We start from the raw sequence: 21,051 nt of genomic DNA, 5'->3' as shown, positions 1-21,051 counted from the left end.
TCTATAACTTCTTATTCAAGGATCATTTATTTAAAGAAGTTTTCCTATTCCACTATCTTTTTCTTTCTAAAATATACACCAGCTATTCCTGCAATTACAGCTAATGATCCAAATAAAAGTATTTTACTTCCTTGTGTATCACCAGTCTTAACAGTTTCACCATCACTATTATCCCCTGATGGATTTGAAGGTTTTGATGGATTTGAAGGCTTAGCTGACTCTTCTTTAACCTCTAAATTATCAATTGCTTTATTTAAATCCTCTAAAGCTTTGTTAACTTCATCTTGAGTTGAAGCCACATTGGCTAAAACCTCTTTTGCTATTGATAACTTTTCACTAAATTCATTTACAGTTTCATCTGTATATTTACTTAAGTCTATAGCTTCTGCTTCTTTTATCTTATTTTCAAGAGCTGTTTTATCAACACTTGGCTCTACTGGCTTTTCTTCAAGGCCTGCTATTGAGTCATTTAGTGACTGTAATGCATTATTTACAGCTTCTTGTGTTGCCTTTGCATCATCTCTTACAGCTTTTGCATCATTTAACTTTTCCTTAAATACATTTACAGTTTCATCTGTATATTTACTTAAGTCTATAGCTTCTGCTTCTTTTATCTTATTTTCAAGAGCTGTTTTATCAACACTTGGTTCTACTGGTCTTTCTTTAAGACCTGATATTGAATCATTTAATGCTTTTAATGCATTATTTACAGCTTCTTGTGTTGCAGTAGCATTATCTCTTACAGCTTTTGCATCATTCAATTTTTCCTTAAATACATTTACAGTTTCATCTGTATATTTACTTAAGTCTATAGCTTCTGCTTCTTTTATCTTATTTTCAAGAGCTGTTTTATCAACACTTGGTTTTTCTGGTTCATTATTTGTCTTAGCAATAAATTCAACTTCTGCTACAGATAGCATTAATGGACCACTATGGGATTCTTCAAATACTACTTGAACCTTGCTTAATTCATTTATTGGATCTATATCGAATTTAACATAAGCTTCATTTGGCTCTACTGTCTTTGTTCCTAAATCATATTCAGTTCCATCAATACCAAATCCTTTTATAGATAACTTTTTAATTTTACCATTTGTATACTGTGGTCTATTAAATACTGTAATATTACTAATTGATTGTGGCTTATTAAATTTAAAATCTACTGATAAAGGTAGTTTCTTACCACTCTCTTCTGTATTGTTCCATATAAGTTCTGCTAAAGAGTCTTCACTAACTACTCCATCAATAAGCTTTTCAAATGCAGCATCTCCACCTTGCATCATACTTCCATCACCAGAAACAGTCATATCTTCATTAGTCAATTTTATATATTCTGGCTTTTCTTCTGGAATCTCAGTATCTGGATCTAATACAATTCCTTTCTTAGTGATAACATTAAAGCTTGTGTCTACCAATAAGGAGTCTGAAATTTCCATATCAAAAGTAATATCTTGTTTAGCTTTTAACTTAATCTTAGCTAATACATTACTTCCATTTAAAGTTTTTCCATTTCCTTTATTTGAGAAGGCTGCAAATATACGTTGTTGTGGCTTTCCTACTCCTGCAAGTATTGAGTAATTAAGCATATTATCTGTTGCTTCTGTTGGACTAACAACAGTTGTTCCACAAGTTCCGTCTGCATTACATTCTTTTACAACTTCATACTTATGAGGATCTAAAATCATTTCCAAGTTAAATGCATTAATATCTTGTAATCCTTGTCCTATTACTTCTATAGTAAACTCTTCCCCTGATTTTAATTCCTTTTTACTTGGTTTTATATTTAATACTCCCTTCATTTCAATACCTGTTGGTACTAATGGAGACTCTCCAAGTTGTCCTGCTACATAAGCTAGGTCATAAGCATCTATTACACCATTGTAGTTTATATCAACCTTAGATACTTGATCCCATGCTGTATCCTCCTTATTAACACCCATATAACTTGCAAAAAAGGTTAAGTCATCATCATCAATTACGCCATTTGGTATATTTTCGCCAACAACTTGACCTTTTGTTCCATCTACCATGTAAGGTCTAAATTCTTGAGCACTACCAAAACCACCTACAGCTTCTTTTATAGTTAGTTTTATATATCTAGCATACACATTCTTACCAAAATCAACTGTTTTCACATCTGCACTTCTATCCCACTTGCCATCTTTAACTATATTTACATAAGTTTTTCCATCTAAACTTACATCTAAATCATACTTTGTAATAGTTCCATTACCTGAATCTTGTCTTGGTGTATACTCAAATTTATCTAATTGATATGCTAACTTCATATCAATAGTAAATGTATGAGGTAAGACATTTCCAGTTCCCCATTCTGTATGCCATTGAGTATTATCCTTTCCATCAACAGCATTTTCAGGACCACTTCCTGGCTGATAACTATCTGCAGTTGCAGTCATATTTTTAGGAACATTTCTATACCTATCTAGCTTTGTTTTTACTGTTAATTCTTTACTCCACTCAGATGAACCCTTAGTATTTGTAGCTCTTACTCTATAAGTATGGGCTGTATCTTGAGTTAAATCCTTATGTGTAAAGAAAGGTTCTTCGCCATTAGTATTGCTAAAAATATTACTATAAATAGTTCCATCTATCATTAAGTCATATGAAACATTTTCTCCATTAACTTTATTCCAATTTAATGTTATAGCAGTATCAGTAATATTTTCATCTTGAGCCACTAAATTAGTTGGTACTGATGGTATTTCTGAATCAACTTCTTCTTTTATTTGAGTATTATCAAACCCATCTACATTTACTTCCACTGAATTCTTAGTTATATCTGTTTTACCAACTTTAACATACAACTTCGGAGAAGTTATAATTTCTTGTTTAGCAAATTCTGAACCTTCTGTTGAATATTTATTTAAGTTTGGTTTTTCATTATAGAAGTATACATTTTCTCCATTATTATAAGCTTCTTCAGATGTAACTGGAGTTAATTCTACATTTTTCCCTCCAACTTTTACAGTAACTTTTTCTGGTGCCTTACGAGTATTTATTATTACTTCTGTACCTCTATTAGCAACCATTCCTTCATATCCTTGGCCCTCTGCTCTATTTACAATAACCTTTACTGAGTTTCCTGCAACTTCTGAGGTAACTTTTGTTGTTGTGTTCTTCCCTTCCTTATAATCAATTGTTTTTCCATCATCTTCATACATAGTAAATTCTGTAGATCCTGATGGATACACATCAAATATTCTATTTTCAGAACCATCAAGTTCATTAATTGAATTGTTTTCTGGAGCCATAGGAATTATTGCACCGTTCTTAACAAATACAGGTGCTTTCCATAGTGGAGCATCAAAATTATTAATTACTTGTCCACCTTTGTATTGTTCTCCAGTAAAATAATCAATCCAAATTTGATCTTCATCAGGAAGATATATTCCATTTCTTACATTATTATTGTTATCTTCTTCGTTATATACAGGAGCAACTAATAAATTGGGTCCCCACATGTATTGGTATTGTGTTTGAGTACCGTAAGTATATGGATCATCTGGATATTCTAACATCATAGCTCTTACCATAGGTAATCCAGTTTTTGATGATTCAGCTGCATTTGTATAAATATATGGCATCATTTCTGCCTTTAATTTTAAATACATTCTATTAATTGATGCATATGGTTCTCCATAGTTCCAAGGAGTCTTCTTGTTACTAGTTCCTGCCCATCCATCCATATCAATTTGTATAGGCGTAAACGCTTTCCATTGGAAATCACGTGTTTGAATTACTGGTGCTCCTCCAAATATTCCATCCATATCTGATCCTACGTTAGGGTTTCCTGATAATCCAGCACCAATATAAGTTGGAATGTGCATTCTAATGTATTCCCAATTTCCTCCATACTGGTCTCCAGACCATAATCCTGCATATCTTTGAGTTCCTGCCCATCCATCTAATGAAATTACAAATGGACGTGCTCCACCTGAATTCTCTTCTTTCTCAATACCTTCAGCTGCTTGCCTTGTTGCATTTAAAGCCATTGAATAACCATGGCCAACCCATGCAACATCTGTTTTTATTGCTCTAATACCAGCTTTTACTTCACCATCTAAGTCACGACGTAATGGACTATCTTCTGGTAAGCTTTCATCTGGATATAAATTACTTTGAGTCCATAATCCTACGTTAACGTTTTCCTCTTTAGCAGCATTCACAAACTTTTCTAAATTATCTAAGCCACCATAGCCACAGCCATAGCCATCATTTGGTAAGAACCATCCAAGAGGCATATCGTTTGTACCATAACTCTTAAGTGTATCTAATCCTTTACCTAAAAGTTCTCTGTTATCTCCAAGTCCATTATGCTTACCATTAAAACAATCTGCATGTCCTAAATAAAATCCATACTCAGGCATCATTGCTGGTCTTCCTGTAAGCTCTGTATAACTTTCAATTACATTTGGTACATTCCCCCCTACAAAATAGTATGCATCAAATCTTCCTTCATCATGCGATAAAGTTGCTTCTTCAAAAAAATCATACTTTCCAGGCTTAAAAGTATTACGCATTACTCCATACCCTTCAGTACTTATATAAAATGGTGATGGACTTGATGCTGCACCTGCATCCCATCCTCCTCCAATTGCAATATTTATTGAAGTATTCTTATGAGAGAAATAACCATTTTGTTGTCCTCCACCATAGAAATACTCCTCATTCTTAGTTTTTAATGTTTGTACTGTTTTTTTATCAGAATACATAAGTGGTTTTGCTTCTGACCAAACAACTTTATCATTTACCTTATCATATAGTTCCATAATAGATGTTTCTTTATCTATTCTTAATTCAATTGAATTTGTAGATATTTTATAAACCTTACTATCAGAATCATCAACATTTACATCAATAACTCCATATTCAGACTTATACTCATCTAACTCTTTATCAATTATTTTTGTAGTATGGTCTTCTGCATTAGGCGTTGGATACTCTTGGAATTCCCCTTTTGGATCCATGTATAATCTAAATACATTATCCTCTAAGAAGTTAATTCTTATAGACTCTCCTGTAGACAATCTAATGTTTACTACATCCTTGTCCTTTTTAATTTCAGTAACTTTTCCTATAGACTCTAGCCCCAATCGTGATATTTCTGATTCTAATAACGCAATTGTTTCACTATTACTAGCAGCAGATACGATACTTGGTGGAACAAGTGTTACAGCCATACATATTGGTAAACATAATCCTGCAAGTCTCTTTAAAAAGTCATACTTATTTTTTCTTTTTAACACATAAACCTCCTCCTTAATTTTATATTCTAATACCTAAGCCTCCCCCCTTAATTTCATGTATTTTAAACATATATAATACTAGCTTTAAAAGATTAGTATTATATATGTTTTAGACATAAGCTCCTATCAAAAAGTCTTCTTTCTACTTCCTGATTGCATATAAATAATCATCAATGTATTCTCCTATTTTGCTTTTTAATAGCTCTATAGGAGTATTCTCCAATTTGCCCTCTCTAATTAACCTATATTGATTAGGAAGATACTGACTTATTAATGGTAATGGAATGTCCACTTTTGATAGATTATCAAGCATCTTATTTAAAGCAAAATCAACTTCTTCATTTGGCATATAATACCTACATCTATCCGACAAACTATACTTTCTTTCTAACTTTACTTTCCTACCAGATCCAACATAATGCTTTTCCCATTGCCTTGAATCTTTAACCATTTCAAAATCTAGTATTTCTCTAAATCTTGATAATTCGAATTTATCATTATACTGTAATAGCTCTTCTTCAATACAATTTAATGCAAAAGCTCCTTCTCTAAAACCAAATGTTAATTCTGGACCAACTTTAAGTATTACAAATCCATCCTCAACCATTTCTCTTAAAGCATACTTAGTTTGGTAATCAGTAGAATGTGCTTCAAATAATATAGAATCATATTCCTTAATAGCTTCAGATAACTTTTTTGCTTTTTCCCTATCATATTCACATACAGTTTCCGAACTAAACTCAACCCCAGGTTGTACCACTACTGCCACAACATAATCAAATGCACTCTCAACATTATGCCTCTTAAAAGCTTCCTTAAATGTTTCAATAGTTGTTTTGAAGTTTTCAACCTTTGTAACACTTATTCCCTCTTCTTCCCCTTCTGCACCGCCAGGTATTGGAACTTCACTTCCTATTACATAAATAGGATGAATGGCATCCTTATTTTCTTTAATCAATTCTTTATAAGCACTTTCTGCCACACTACATAATATACCTGCCCTATCAGCTATTATTTCATCACCAAAATCATTATTTTCTGAATCACCCTTTATCTTCATACTTGTATCTATATGAATTTTAGTAAATCCAGCCATTACATATTGTCTTATTAACTCCTTAGCATTTTCCATAGCTTGCTCTGGATCTATATCTCTCCAAGTTAATGGACCTAAGTGATCTCCCCCTAATACTACCCTATCTTCTGGAAAATTATTTTTCTTACAAAGTTCTAAAATAAATCTTCTATATTCTGATGGTTTCATTCCTGTATATCCACCAAATTGATCTACTTGATTTGCAGTTGCTTCAACTAGTAGTGCTATATCCTTATCTCTTAACTTATCCATAGCTGCTTCAATTACAAATTTATTTGAGCAACATACAGATACTATCCCATCATGTATTCCATTCTTGTAATTACTTATAATTTGTTGTATTTTATGCATATATACCTCCTTTTTAAGTACAAAGCTTATAGCTTGTCTTTCAAATAAATTCAAGGGATATTTTTCCATACCTCTTGATATAATTTATATCACATCTTCTTTTCCTTTCAAATGGACAAATTAGTTTACCTTTTACACTTTTTGTTTTTATCCCCTATTTTGTAAAACTATTAAAATTCTTCGATTTACTTTTTTAACATCAAAGAATTTTGTATGTACTTTATATAATTTAAATTTTATAATTTAAGCATCTATTAATTTTAATCTTAATTTTAATCTTAATTTTAATCTAAAAATATTTTTATAAATATAAATTCAATATATATCCACAAACATATGCACTACTTACTGATAAAACTTATCTCTACATTTATAACAACACTAAACCCACTTATAAAATTTGTATTTTGTTTTGTATATTGCTACTTATTTCTTAGAAATAAAAGCAATATCTATATATTTTATTTTTCTATAAGGAGGTTCTAAAATGAAACCATGTACAAAAAAAAGATGTTCTTTTGTGCTTGCTTTAGGAATGCTTTTCTCATTATCTCCCACAACTGCATTTGCACAAACAAAACAGACCCAAGAAGCTGAAACTGTATCTGTAGGCTTCATCAAAGATGGAGAACGTTCAACCCTATTCAATCAAAATTGGAAATTCTTTAAGGGTAACCCCTCAGGTGCAAGTGAAACTAATTTTAATGATTCGTCTTGGAGAGTTTTAAATCTTCCTCATGATTGGAGCATTGAAGATGAATTTACAGTACAAGGGGAGGCAGAAAGCGGATTCTTACTTGGAGGTACTGGATGGTATCGTAAACATTTCGTAGTTCCCGAAAAATTTAACGGAAAAGACTTTACCTTAAATTTTGACGGTATTTACATGAATGCAGAAGTTTATGTAAATGGTAAAAAACTAGGTTCTCATAATTATGGATATACAGCCTTTGCTTTTGATATAACTGATGAATTAATTTGTGATGGCATCACCGAAAACGTTATATCTGTAAAAGTATCAAACCCTACTCCTAGTAGTAGATGGTATTCAGGTAGCGGTATTTATCGTGATGTAACTTTAAGTGTAACTGATCCAATTCATGTTGGGTACTTAGGTACAACTGTTACAACTCCAAAGCTTGAAAATCAAAAGTCTGGCAGCGTTGATGTAAACGTTAAAACAACTATAGAAAATGAGTCTCTTTCTGATTCAGAGGTAACTCTTAAAACTACTATTATTAATAAGGATGGAAAAGAAGTCAGCATCCCTGTAAGTGATAAAAAAGTTGTTCAAGTTAATACAAGTGTTGATTTTGAACAAACTGTTATAGTGAACAAGCCTACTCTATGGTCTGTAGATAATCCTACTATGTATAAAGTAAAAACTGAAGTTATAGTTGAAAATAAAGTTGTAGACACTACATTAACTGATTTTGGATTTAGATATTATGCATTTGATAGAGACACAGGCTTCTCACTAAATGGTGAAAATATGAAACTTCAAGGTGTTTGCATGCATCATGACCAAGGTGCTCTTGGAGCAGCCTCAAACTATTATGCTGTTGAACGTCAAATGCGCATTATGAAAGAAATGGGTGCAAATGCAATACGTGTATCTCATAATCCTGCCAGTGAAATGCTACTTGAAATATGTGATAAATTAGGACTTTTAGTTATAAATGAAGCATTTGATACTTGGACAAATCCTAAGAATGGTAATGTAAATGACTTTTCTAAATACTTCAGAGAAAGCATTGATGAAGATAATAAAATTATAAATGGTAACTCTAACATGACATGGGGAGAATTTGAAGCCAGAACAATGGTTAAAAGTTCAAAGAATAGTCCATCTGTAATCATGTGGTCAATTGGTAATGAAGTTTTAGAAGGTATAGGTGGAAATTCTTCTGATTATACTGATATTGCACAAGATATTATCACTTGGATTAAATCTGAAGACTCAACTAGACCTGTTACAATTGGTGATAATAGAACCAAGAATGGTGATAGTAATGCTAACGCTATCTCAGAAGTAGTAAATAAAAATGATGGTATTGTTGGCTTTAACTATGCAAACGAAAATCAATTTAACACTCAAAGAAATAACCATCCTGACTGGATTCTTTATGGCTCAGAAACAAGTAGTGCCGTTCATAGCAGAGGATACTACAAAACTAAAGGAATAGACCATGCTAATAATCAAATATCAGAATATGATAATGATAGTACAAAAGTAGGTTGGGGACATTCCGCAAGTAATGCTTGGAAATATACAATAAAAAATGATTACAATGCTGGTGAATTTGTTTGGACTGGCTTTGACTATATTGGAGAACCTACTCCATGGAATGGTGTTAATCCTGGACAAGTAAATGGAGGTAAAGGTCCTGCACCTAAATCCAGTTACTTTGGTATAGTTGACACTGCTGGTTTTGAAAAAGATATCTACTATTTATATCAAAGTCAATGGAATAAGGATGTTAATACTCTTCATGTTTTACCTACATGGAATAAAGAAGATATCGTAATTGAAAATGGAAATGTACAAGTTGATGTATTTACTGATGCTTATAAAGTTGAATTATACTTAAATGGTAATAAGGTTGGAGAGGCCACTGCAACTGAACATGTAACACCTGCTGGATATAAATATCAAACATTTGATAATGGTTCATTGTATCCATCATTTAACGTTGCTTATGCTCCTGGTACTCTAACTGCAAAGGCATATGATAAGCAAGGTAATTTAATTACTGATACAAAAGGTAGAAATACAGTTACTACCTACAGTACTCCTACTACAACAAAATTAAGCGCAGATAAAACAACAATTGCTTCTAATGAATATGATTTATCTTATATCACTGTTGATTTAGTTGATGAAAATGGTAATTTTGCTTCTGGTGCTTCTAACACATTAAACTTCAAACTTGAAGGTAATGGTAAAATAGTTGGTATTGATAATGGTAATCCTGTTGATACTACTTCCTATAAGCCTACCACTGATTCAACAGCTACAAGAAAAGCATTTAGTGGAAAAGCTTTAGTTATAGTTCAATCTACAAAAGATACCGGTTCAATGAATCTTACTGTTTCTGGTGAAGGGCTACAAGAACAATCTATAAGTATTACAACAGAAAACCAAGCTTCAGATGATAAATATTTAGAATCTTATGATATAGTAAAGAACTACTATGTAAATGTAGGAGAAACCCCAACTCTACCTAAAACAGTAAATGGTCGTTTTAGTGATGGAACTACTTCTACATTCAATATTATTTGGAATAACTATGATGAGAACCAATTAAATACCCCACAAATTTTTAAAGTCACTGGAACTTTAGAAGGAACTGATGTTGCAGTAGTTGTTAATGTACATGTTATTGGAGAAATAGCTTCTATAGCTAATCTATCTACCTTCACATACGCTGGTACTGCCCCATCACTTCCAAAAACAGTTTATGGATATTATGCAAATGGTTCTAAATCTGAAGAACTTGCTGTAAATTGGGATTTAGATGGTGTTGATTTTACTAAAGAAAATACAATTGTAAAAGTAAATGGTACTGTAGAGTTACTTGGTAAAACTTATCCTGTAACAGCTAGTGTTCGTATAGTTCCGGCTTTAAAGGCAGCTCGAAACTTAGCTATAAATAACTCAGAAAATAATGATGTTCCAAAACTTTCTCAAAGCTGCAAATCAGTTTCTGATAATTTAAATTCTATTAATAATGGAACTACTAATAATGGTTCTCTTGAAGCTGAACGTTGGACTAACTGGAATGAACGTAATTTGACTGAGGAAAATGGCGAACCAAAAGGTGCATATATACAATTTGACTGGAAAAATAAATACAAAATAGATCGTCTAGATATGTGGCTATTTACTGACAATGCATTTTCACGAATTCCAAGTAAAGTTGAAATTAGCTATAGGGATGAAGATGGTAACTACAAAATTGTAAATCATACTAATACAACTGAAGTTTCTTATTCTGTTGGTGAAACAACATATAGACTTGATGAAGTAATAAATACTGATAGTATTCGTATTTATATGCAACAACCTGAAGTGGGTAAGTGCATTGGTCTTACTGAGGTAAATGTATATGAATATGTACCTCAAGAAATCTTAAAAACTGGAAATAAACTTTCTTCAATTTTACTTGATGGACAAGAATTAGAAGGATTTAATCCTGAAACTAATGAATACACTATTGATTTAGAAGCTTTACCTGAAAGGGTTGAAGCTATAGCTAATTCTGATGATAACTCTTCAGTTACTGTATTACCTATTAGTGGTAACAAATCAGTTATAATAGTTAAAGCTGAGGATGGTAGTGAAAATATATATACAATAAACTATGTACTACCAAAACATGATGTAATTATAGAGACTGTAGAAGGCGGTTCTGTATCAGGAGCAGGTACTTATACTAAAGGCGATGAAGCCACTTTAGTTGCTACTGCTAATGGAGGTTATAAATTTGTTGGATGGTTCGATGAAAACGGTAATCTTTTAAGTGATAAAACAACTTACACATTTATAGTAAATGAAAATATAAAATTGATACCAAAATTTGAAAAACTTAAAGAACCTACTCCAAATCCTGAACCAACAAATCCAAATGCTCCTAAGCCAAATAAGCCAAATGATACAAGCAAACCATCAACTAGTAATCCAACAAAAACTTCAGATCCTTCTAATATTTCTACTTTAGCTGGAATATTAGCTTTAGCTGGTGGTTCCCTTGTCTTAAGCTCTAAAAAGAGAAAAATAAAATAATAATTTATAAACAAAGAATAAACCTCCATATGATTAATCAATTGGAGGTTTATTTTTATTTTTTAACAACTGAATTTTCATATCTAGATATCTTAAAATTAAGACGTTCAAGAGTCTTTTGCATCTCTTCCATTCTTGCAAGAAGCTTTTCTCTTTGGTCAATTAATATTTCTTTTCGTGCTTGGATAGTCGACTCTCCCTCTTGAAATAATGCCACATACTCAATTAATACTTCAATTGGAAGTCCCGCCCCTCTCATACATTTAATAAACTCTACCCACTTACAATCCTCATCTGTATAATCTCTTATTCCACTCTTATTACGATTAACTGTTGGAATCAATCCAATACGTTCATAATAGCGTAACGTATCCTGTGAAAGATCATACTTTTTACTTACTTCTGTAATTGTCATCCCCAACCACCTCCCAATAACTGAATTATATCACTTAGAGTTAACTCTAAGTCAATATATATTAAAAATTGGAGTATTATGGATTCCACTTAAAATCAATTTATTTTAAATTCTCTTATATATGGATTCCTATAGAATGAATATACAAGTTGTGCACACATACAACACCAAATTATCGGCTCACATAGAATTACTCCAAAATACTCTAGGGTTGGAATTAATAAAATAACAAATACTATCTTACCTAAAAACTCTATAACACTAGATACAAGTGGAAGTACTTTTTCTCCAATTCCCTGTAGTGAATTTCTTAGATTTAATAATATACCTAAAACGGCATAGAATGGTGAATTCCACAATAAGTATTTTACCCCATTATCTATAACTACTGCTTCGGTTGAGCCTGATAAAACTCTCATTAAAGTTGGTGCAATAAAAAATAAAACTATTGTAATAAATATTCCCCACCCAATTGATATTATATTTGCATATCTTACAGCTTCTCTTATTCTCTTACCTTGATTAGCCCCTTTATTTTGGGATACAAAAGTTGATAAACTCATTGCTAGTGATGATACAGGTATCATGCAAAAACTATTTAACTTACGGGCCGCTGTATGTCCTGCAATTATTAAGTATCCTAAATTATTAATAGCAGTTTGTAATATAACTGTTCCTGCAGAAACTATCATAAGCATAATTCCCATGGATAACCCTTGTCCCAATAATTCCTTATATAGTTCCTTATCAAACTTAAAATGTTCTTTCTTTGGAATAAGGATTGGACACTTTAAGAAAATATATATAATACATAACACTCCTGAAATTCCTTGTGCAATAACAGTTGCAACTGCTGCTCCTTTTATCCCCATATTGAACTGAGTAATAAATAAAATATCTAAACCTATATTTAACACAGAAGAAATAATAAGAAACACTAAAGGCATAACGCTATTTCCTATTGCTCTTAAAAATCCTGAACATAAGTTATATAAAAACATAACAGCTACAAACATGGTTACAGTATAAATATAAGAATATGATTCCTCTATAATATTTGAAGGAGTATTCAACAACTCTAATAAAGGATATAAAAATAATTGTGCTATTATCATTATTAAAACTGTTATCCCTACACCTATTACTAATGAACCCGCTACTGATTTTTTAACTTCCTCTTCATTATTTGATCCAAAGCTTCTTGCTGTAACAATACTTAATCCATTCCCTACACCTAGGGAAAATCCTACTAAAAGTTCATATACAGCTGCACTAGCCCCTATAGCTGCTAATGATGTATCCCCTAAGTAATTTCCAACAATCATAACATCAACTGTATTATATAATTGCTGGAATACACTTGATATGAAAAGTGGAATAGCAAAAATAATTAAAGACCTTAAAATCCTTCCCTTTAATAAATCCACATTTAAACTTAACATATTGTCCCTCCTATTTAGTTGCCTAGAAACCTTCTCTTTATACTACTCATGTAATTCTAGTGGCAACCCATCTGGGTCTTGAAAAAATGTCATCCTCTTATTAGTAATCTCATCTAATCTTATAGGTTCAACTTCAACACCTAAAGACTTCAACTCTTCCACTTCTTTTTCTATGTCATCTACCTTAAAGGCTAAATGTCTTAATCCACAAGCTTCTGGATATGATGGTCTCTTAGGATTATTCTTTCCCGAAAAAATCTCTAATTCACATTCTCCTAATTTAAGGTCTAACTTATAATCCCCTCTATCTTCCCTATAATTTTCACGTAATATTTGAAAACCCAACTTATTAACATAGAAATCTTTTGATTTCTCGTAATTACTAACAATAATAGCTATATGATGTATCATAGTTAAATTCATTTTCTTTTGCTTCCTCTCATTAATAGATTTTTACTACTATAAATTTCCCATTATATTCCTATCAATATACTTATCAACCCCAACTTTAAGTCTACTTAAGCCATCTTCTACTCTTTCTCTTTGACTTGCAATATTCATTCTAATAAAATGCCCACCATTACTTCCATATACGTGTCCACTAGATACATAAAGACCTGTTTCTTTTCTTATAAACTTGCAAAAGTCTAGACTATCTTTTGTTATACTACTACAATCAATCCATAATAAATAAGTTGCATCTGAATGTATAATATTAAGACTAGGTAACTCATTATAAATAAATTCTTGTACAACTCTCTTATTTTCAGCTAAATATTCAATTAATTCATTTAACCATGGTTCTCCCTTTGTAAATGCAGCAATTGTAGCCTCTATTGCAAAAGCATTTGGTTCTGCAACTTCATCTGTATTTATTCCCCTGTTAACCATTTTTCTAATTTCATCATTAAGAACAATAATATTTGAAGCTTGTACTCCTGCTAAATTAAATGTCTTAGTTGGAGCAATACAGGTTATACTATTTTGAGCTATTTCAGGTGAAATAGATGCAAATGGTATATAAGAATTACCATAAGTCAAATCACAATGAATTTCATCTGAAACTACAATTACACTATACTTTATACAAAGCTCTCCTATCTTTTTCAATGTTTCCTTTGACCATACCTTTCCAATTGGGTTATGAGGGTTACAAAGAATCATTAAAGTTGTTGCTGGGTCTGATAGTTTTCTTTCTAAATCCTCAAAATCAATTGAATACTCTTTTCCATCAAAACATAAATCACTTGAAAGCACTTTTCTATTATTATTCACAATGGAATTATAAAAAATATTATATACAGGTGCTTGTACAAGTACATTGTCCCCTTCTCTAGTCATCTTTCTTACAATAGAGGATATAGCAGCAACTACTCCTGTACAAAAAAGAATCCACTCCTTCTCTATTTTAAAATTGTGTCTTCTCTCCCACCAATTACTTATCGATAAATAGTATTCATCTGGAATAATAGTATATCCATATATACCAAAATCAACTTTTTTCCTAATAGCTTCTCTTATTTCAGGTGCTGTCTCAAAATCCATATCAGCTACCCACATTGGAAGTTCATTATCATTAACATCCCACTTTAATGAATTAGTATTAAATCTATTTGTTAACTTTGAAAAATTATACTTCATTCTCTTCTCCTCCTTCATCAACTAAAATTTTTGTATTAATTGAAGATATCTCTTTATCATCCATTATTAAATCATCAATACCCTTTGCATGAATTCTTCCCCCCATAGGATTTTTAAGACTATCAACCCTTGTAGTAATATCAGCATCAACTGTTGAATACTCAAATGCCAAGTCTGTATTAATAACTTTTGAATTCCTTATTACAAGGTTTTCTACATAGCATAATCCTTGATTACTTTCTATGAAACAATCAATAAAAGTTAAATTCTTAGAATTCCACCCTAAATACTCTCCAATAATTACTGAATTATTAACAGTTACATTTTCACAATTCCAAAAAGCATCCTTAGAAAGTAGTCTAGAATTATAGACTTCAACATTCTTTGCCCCATCAAATGCATAATTTCCTGAAAGGTTAAAATTTTTAATAACTATATTTTCACTATTCATTCCAAAATAATCGCCCTTTGCATTTACATTATTAAGGATTATATCTTGACAATTCCAAAGTGTTTCTGTAGCTATAGGAATATTTACATTTGTTAAATCAATATTCTTACAGCGCCTAAATGTTTTTGGTGACTCAATAGTACTGTTATTTATATTAATATTATGAGTATACCAAATTCCTGACCTTGCAGTTTCTACCAAAGTACTATTATCTACATTTATATCTTTACAGTACCATAATGGATACTTCCACTTAAAAATAGAATCTCTAATTTTTATATTTCTACTTTCCTTTAAAGGAGATTCACCATCACAAAAAACAGAGTTAACAACCTCTAAATCCCTGCTTTTAAATAATGCTCTCTCTCCCATTAGCAACTCTTGATTGATTATCTTCACTAAACTTCATCCCTTTCTCGCCGAATAGAAGATTATTGAATATTCACCTATTATTTTACAATATTTCAAATATATCTTCTATAGACAGTTTAATATCTTGAGTTAACTCCAAGTCAAGTGAAAATGTAATAAATATTAATCATACATTCTTTAATTTATAAATGTTGACAAGTTACTATTATTATAATAAACTTTCACATGATTTTAGTAATTTTGACGCTTTAATGGAGGACTTTATGACTAAAAATGGATTAAGCTATTTGTTAAACTTATTAGGGGTTTCACCAACTAAAATGGGAAATTTTTTAAATATTGATAGAACCTTAGTAAGTAAATGGAAAAATGGTTCCAGACATTTATCTACTAATAGCAGCTATATAGAGAACGTAATAGAATTTTTAATCCAAAGAAATGCTGAATTAAATTCTAATATACTTGAAAATTTATTCTTAAGTATATATCCAAATGAAAATAATAAAACAAATAATGACGACTATTTGAGAAAATGTATAAATAACTTCATATTAACTAACGAAAATTATAATCCTAGTCTAAACTTTAGCAACTCAATCAAACCAGAATACTCTACATATACATCAACTATGCACGTATATAATGATGAAAAAAATGAAATATTAGCCTTATTAGATATGTTAGATTTAGCACTTGCGGAAGGAGTTAAACAAAAACTTATTTTTATTCTTTCAAAATCATTTGATCCTCTTATAGAATCAAATACTTATAGACCTATTTTTATTGAAAAAATTCTAACTTTGTTAGACATTGGATGCACCCTAGATTTTGTTCATTCAAATATGAATAGTTCTAAAATATTTTTATACTGTTACGATATAATTTCACATAAAAATACTACTACTTCTTCTTTTATAGACACTTTTGAAAGTCCATATATATATTCAATTTTTATATTTGAAAAGAAAAGAATGTATTTATCTATGCGCAACCAAAACAATAATAACTCAGAGATATATGGAGCTATGTTTTTAGATCCAATAACTATAAATTTTTATACAGGTATCGCTAATAATATATTAGAAAAATCTTACCCTACACTTTCCTTAATAGATATTACCGATATGATAGATATTTGTATAAAGAATATGTATTTAAATAATTACACTGAATATCCAGAGGTTATCAAAAAAAATAATACCTGTTATTTTTTTAGTCCTTATCCTATAATTAATTTTATGAGTGATGATTTATACTATGAAATACTTAAGAATTCTCTAGAATCTAATGAGGTTATAGAGAAATATATGAATATTTTTAAAGAGTTTAAAAATAATATACCATTCGAACTAACTCATGTAGATAAAATTAATTTTTATTCAATTGATTACTTAGTTAAGCTTTCTAAGCAAGATGAAGTAATATATTCGTATAATCAAACTAAACTCACTCCAACTTTAAAACTCACAAAAAACCTTTTCAAAAAGCATATGAGTGAATTAGCCGATTATCTTATAAAAACTAAAAACTTTAATATTTGTTTAAGTACAGATTTAATAACCTCTCCTAATCTTAACGCAAGTTATTGGTGTAAAAAAAATGAATTTTTATTTCTCTTTGATAATAATTTATCAAATGTTAGAATGTGTAACGATGTTCATTTCATAAATTCTATTTCATACTTACTTAACCAAAAATATTTACAAACACCAGATACTTTAAAAAATAAAAAGATAGTATCAGAGTTTTTAAAAAGCTTATAAGAAAGTGGAGTTAATATTTGTTTTTCCTGTTACATACCATCAAAATAAATATTAACTCCACTTGTAAGAGTATACACCTCTAAATGGAGCACTCTCATTTAGGATAATTCAAACATATTCTATATATTTATATAAAAAGTCGAAAGTATTTCAGTGAGAATAAACTTTTACACCTGGGAGAATCAAAAGTATTACTCTATGTCTGTAAAACAAATCTATAGAAGATAAAATTCTAAATTATCCTTTATTTACACTTTAAGTATAATATAAAAACTATTCTATTAGAATGCTCTCTCTCAAACTGTCACACTTTTTCACAGTGATACTTATTTTTCTTAAAATTTGCTCCTCTACTAAAACTATGCTAAAATTTTAGTAACTTTAGTGAGAAAGGATTTTTGCTATGATAAAGATAGATTTCCATACACATTCAAACTCATCTGATGGTTTAATGTCACCAAAAGAAGTTGTTGAAAGAGCTTATCAAAATGGAGTAAAATACTTAGCTTTAACAGATCATGACACAATATCTGGACTTGATAGTGCAATAAAAACTGCTAAAGAAATCAACCTTTCATTTATACCTGGTATTGAACTTTCTACCACTCATAACAAAGAAAGTATACATATATTAGGATTCTTTAAGGATGAAAGTTATAAAAATGATGAATTTATTAATTACTTACAGACTTTAAAAAATAAGCGTAAAATAAGAGCTGAAAAAATGGTTCAAAAATTAAAAGAAGTTTTTAATATAGAAATTAACTTAGATAATGTATTAAAGCGTGGAAAAGATGTTGTTGCAAGACCTCATATTGCACAAGAAATTATAGCAGCAGGCTATCCATATGAATTTGAATATATCTTTCAAAACTTTATAGGTAAAGATTGTCCTGCATTTGTTCCAACTACAAAGCTTACCACTGAAGAAGGGGTTAAACTTCTAAAAAAGTATAATGCTTTAGTATTCTTAGCTCATCCAAAACTAATACATAACTCTCCTTTAGAAGATTTTTTAAATATGGGTTTTGACGGGATGGAAGCTATATACTTTCAAAACACCTCTGATGAAGAAAAATACTTTTTAAATTTTGCAAATAAACATAACCTTTTAGTTAGTGCTGGCTCAGACTGTCACGGTAATGTTGAGGGAGATGAAAGACATGGTGACATAGGAGCTATGAACATAAAAGAAAATTTACTGCAAAAATTTTTAGACAGCTATAATAACTTAAAATAAAGAGACTCTGCTTTTAGCAGGGTTTTTTTATTTTATATTTAGCTTATAGTCCCCTCCTTTTTCCTTTTATATTTCCTTCAATTTATAGATAAACTAGAAATATATATATTATATAACCTATAAAGAAATTATCTAAATATTATTTTAACCTAAATGCATACTATGTAAATTAAATAAGGGGTGAACACCTTGGATAAAAAATTACTTGAAGAAGTTAAAAACCTAAGTCCTTTTGAATTAAAGAATAAACTAATAAACCTTGCTAATTCTAATGAAAAAAAAGGAGTTAAAATTTTCCTTAATGCTGGTAGAGGAAATCCTAATTGGACTGCTTCTACTCCTAGAGATGCTTTTTTTACCTTAGGATATTTTAGCGTTGAAGAAACACGAAAAACCTGGTGTGATGGGGACCTAGCAGGAATGCCTGAAAAACCTAATATTTATAAACGTTTTAAAGCCTTTTGTAACTCTAATACAAATGCTCCTGGTATTGAGCTATTAGAAGAAGCTGTGGATTATGGAATAAGAGAATATGGATTTGATTCTGACTCTTGGGTATTTGAATTAGTAGATGGAATTATTGGAGATAACTATCCTGTTCCAGATAGAATGCTCTTAAGAGTAGAGAAAGTAGTCCACAATTACCTAATTAAAGAAATGGGAGGAAGTATTCCTGATAAAGCTAGTCATGATCTTTTTGCTGTTGAAGGTGGCACTGCTGCTATGTGCTATATATTCGATTCACTTATGGCAAATCACCTTTTAAAAAAACATGATAATATTGCTTTAATGGTTCCTATTTTCACTCCATATCTAGAAATCCCTCATCTCTCTAGATATGACTTTAATGTTACAGAAATTCATGCATGTGAGTTAAATGAAGAAGGCCGTCATACATGGCAATACCCTTCTTCAGAATTAGATAAACTAGCTGATCCTAATATAAAACTTTTATGTGTAGTTAATCCTAGTAACCCTCCTTCTGTAGCAATTGATGAAAAATCTATGAAATACATTCAAAATATAGTAAAAGAAAAGAATTCTAATTTAATGATTGTTACAGATGACGTATATGGTACTTTTGTTGAAAATTTTAAATCATTTATCATTACATTACCTTATAATACCTTAGGTGTTTACTCCTTCTCTAAATACTTTGGAGTTACAGGTTGGAGACTGGGTGTTATTGCTCTTGCAAAAGAAAATGTATTTAATAAGCTAATTCATGAACTACCTCAGGAAGATAAAGATGATTTAAAAAATAGATATAGTTCATTAACTCCAAAGCCTGAGTCAATATCCTTTATTGATAGAATTGTTGCTGATAGCAGACAAGTTGCTTTAAATCATACTGCTGGTCTTTCTACTCCTCAACAAGTTCAAATGGCACTATTTTGTTTATTTGCTTTATTGGACAAAGATGATACCTACAAAAAGCAAACCATAGATATTTGTACAAAACGTAAAAAACTAGTTTATGATCATTTAATTGATTTACCAATGAAAAAAAGTGATATCCATAGTGCTTGTTATTATAATGAATATGATTTATTAGTGTGGGCAAATTTAAGATATGGAATGGACTTTGCTAATTATCTTAAGGAAGAAAGAAATCCATTAGAATTTCTATTTGACCTTGCTGAAAAATATCATATTATACTATTGAATGGTGAAGGATTTGATGGTCCAAAGTGGTCAATTCGTGTATCCTTAGCTAATTTAAAGGATGAACAATATAGCAAAATTGGTGAAGCTATAAATGAATTATTTAATAAATATCATGAGCAATGGCTAGAATCAATTAAATAACAAAAAATTTTTAAAAAGGTAGAGTGGATATTTATTTCCTTTGTACTAAAGGTAAAGAAATTATAAAAATCTAATTCCCCATTTAACTTCTAGGAAAAAAGAGAAATTGCTTGGCAATTTCTCTCCCCTTATTAATTTTAATCAGCTTTATTTTAATAGCTATTCTTCTGTCTTATCATTTGTTTTTTCTGGTATTTCTTCTTTTGTTTTATCATCTAAATAACCTGTATTTTCAGAAGTAGGGTTATTTAATATTCCAGCCATAACCAATACACCCAGTAAGGCAACAACTATTTCTTCGTAATTACCTGGTAGTATATTAACCCCAAAACCTTGTAAAACTAAAGGAATTAACGCAAATATTGAAACCCATAATCCATAGTTTTTAAAACGGGATAAATCCATATAGTAGCACCCC

General features: G+C 30.5%; 12 protein-coding genes. 4 read left to right on the top strand and 8 right to left on the bottom strand.

Annotated elements, in window-relative coordinates:
- Nucleotides 1-44: 44 nt before the first annotated feature.
- On the bottom strand, nucleotides 45-5,267 hold the full coding sequence (locus DR024_RS03110) for a discoidin domain-containing protein (RefSeq protein WP_070098147.1): 5,223 nt from the start codon (nucleotides 5,265-5,267) through the stop codon (nucleotides 45-47).
- A gap of 142 nt (nucleotides 5,268-5,409) precedes the next feature.
- Complete coding sequence (locus DR024_RS03105) at nucleotides 5,410-6,714, bottom strand: class II D-tagatose-bisphosphate aldolase, non-catalytic subunit (protein WP_027096748.1); 1,305 nt, start codon at nucleotides 6,712-6,714, stop codon at nucleotides 5,410-5,412.
- Nucleotides 6,715-7,201: 487 nt separating this feature from the next.
- Here DR024_RS03105 and DR024_RS03100 point away from each other — a divergent pair, with 487 nt between their 5' ends.
- Entirely contained in the window at nucleotides 7,202-11,500 is a 4,299-nt protein-coding gene (locus DR024_RS03100; protein WP_111918145.1) for a glycoside hydrolase family 2 TIM barrel-domain containing protein, read from the top strand.
- A 55-nt stretch (nucleotides 11,501-11,555) separates the two neighbouring features.
- Here DR024_RS03100 and DR024_RS03095 read toward each other — a convergent pair whose 3' ends face one another.
- The 5 genes from DR024_RS03095 to DR024_RS03075 form a co-directional block, all read right to left on the bottom strand.
- Nucleotides 11,556-11,915, bottom strand: coding sequence for a MerR family transcriptional regulator (locus DR024_RS03095; protein WP_027096750.1), 360 nt, complete (start codon nucleotides 11,913-11,915; stop codon nucleotides 11,556-11,558).
- Nucleotides 11,916-12,010: 95 nt separating this feature from the next.
- On the bottom strand, nucleotides 12,011-13,357 hold the full coding sequence (locus DR024_RS03090; RefSeq protein ID WP_055183431.1) for an MATE family efflux transporter: 1,347 nt from the start codon (nucleotides 13,355-13,357) through the stop codon (nucleotides 12,011-12,013).
- Nucleotides 13,358-13,399: 42 nt separating this feature from the next.
- Complete coding sequence (gene gloA2 / locus DR024_RS03085) at nucleotides 13,400-13,780, bottom strand: SMU1112c/YaeR family gloxylase I-like metalloprotein (protein ID WP_027096752.1); 381 nt, start codon at nucleotides 13,778-13,780, stop codon at nucleotides 13,400-13,402.
- Nucleotides 13,781-13,816: 36 nt separating this feature from the next.
- Nucleotides 13,817-14,998, bottom strand: a complete 1,182-nt coding sequence (locus tag DR024_RS03080) for a MalY/PatB family protein (RefSeq protein WP_027096753.1) — start codon at nucleotides 14,996-14,998, stop codon at nucleotides 13,817-13,819.
- Complete coding sequence (locus DR024_RS03075; protein WP_027096754.1) at nucleotides 14,988-15,848, bottom strand: DUF3737 family protein; 861 nt, start codon at nucleotides 15,846-15,848, stop codon at nucleotides 14,988-14,990. The genes DR024_RS03080 and DR024_RS03075 overlap by 11 nt, the downstream gene beginning before the upstream one ends.
- Before the next feature lie 236 nt (nucleotides 15,849-16,084).
- Here DR024_RS03075 and DR024_RS03070 point away from each other — a divergent pair, with 236 nt between their 5' ends.
- The 3 genes from DR024_RS03070 to aspD all read left to right on the top strand — a co-directional run bounded on the left by DR024_RS03070 (nucleotide 16,085) and on the right by aspD (nucleotide 20,633).
- Complete coding sequence (locus tag DR024_RS03070) at nucleotides 16,085-17,584, top strand: hypothetical protein (RefSeq protein ID WP_027096755.1); 1,500 nt, start codon at nucleotides 16,085-16,087, stop codon at nucleotides 17,582-17,584.
- Nucleotides 17,585-17,987: 403 nt separating this feature from the next.
- Nucleotides 17,988-18,824, top strand: a complete 837-nt coding sequence (locus DR024_RS03065; protein WP_027096756.1) for a PHP domain-containing protein — start codon at nucleotides 17,988-17,990, stop codon at nucleotides 18,822-18,824.
- Nucleotides 18,825-19,004: 180 nt separating this feature from the next.
- Nucleotides 19,005-20,633, top strand: a complete 1,629-nt coding sequence (gene aspD, locus DR024_RS03060; RefSeq protein WP_099327954.1) for an aspartate 4-decarboxylase — start codon at nucleotides 19,005-19,007, stop codon at nucleotides 20,631-20,633.
- Between the two features lie 159 nt (nucleotides 20,634-20,792).
- On the opposite strand, the gene DR024_RS03055 is transcribed toward aspD, so the two are convergent.
- On the bottom strand, nucleotides 20,793-21,038 hold the full coding sequence (locus tag DR024_RS03055) for a holin (protein WP_027096758.1): 246 nt from the start codon (nucleotides 21,036-21,038) through the stop codon (nucleotides 20,793-20,795).
- Nucleotides 21,039-21,051 lie beyond the last annotated feature (13 nt).

The sequence above is a fragment of the Clostridium paraputrificum genome (assembly GCF_900447045.1).
GTDB lineage: Bacteria > Bacillota > Clostridia > Clostridiales > Clostridiaceae > Clostridium > Clostridium paraputrificum.
Note: the sequence above shows the minus strand (reverse complement) of the source record. Positions and strands in the feature narration are given on the sequence as shown.

Excerpts from the sequence above, each read along its gene's own strand:
- DR024_RS03080 (WP_027096753.1), bottom strand. The coding sequence starts at position 14,998 with ATGAAGTATAATTTTTCAAAGTTAACAAATAGATTTAATACTAATTCA.
- DR024_RS03095 (WP_027096750.1), bottom strand. The coding sequence starts at position 11,915 with ATGACAATTACAGAAGTAAGTAAAAAGTATGATCTTTCACAGGATACG.
- DR024_RS03100 (WP_111918145.1), top strand. The coding sequence starts at position 7,202 with ATGAAACCATGTACAAAAAAAAGATGTTCTTTTGTGCTTGCTTTAGGA.
- DR024_RS03105 (WP_027096748.1), bottom strand. The coding sequence starts at position 6,714 with ATGCATAAAATACAACAAATTATAAGTAATTACAAGAATGGAATACAT.
- DR024_RS03065 (WP_027096756.1), top strand. The coding sequence starts at position 17,988 with ATGATAAAGATAGATTTCCATACACATTCAAACTCATCTGATGGTTTA.
- DR024_RS03070 (WP_027096755.1), top strand. The coding sequence starts at position 16,085 with ATGACTAAAAATGGATTAAGCTATTTGTTAAACTTATTAGGGGTTTCA.
- gloA2 (WP_027096752.1), bottom strand. The coding sequence starts at position 13,780 with ATGAATTTAACTATGATACATCATATAGCTATTATTGTTAGTAATTAC.
- DR024_RS03090 (WP_055183431.1), bottom strand. The coding sequence starts at position 13,357 with ATGTTAAGTTTAAATGTGGATTTATTAAAGGGAAGGATTTTAAGGTCT.
- DR024_RS03055 (WP_027096758.1), bottom strand. The coding sequence starts at position 21,038 with ATGGATTTATCCCGTTTTAAAAACTATGGATTATGGGTTTCAATATTT.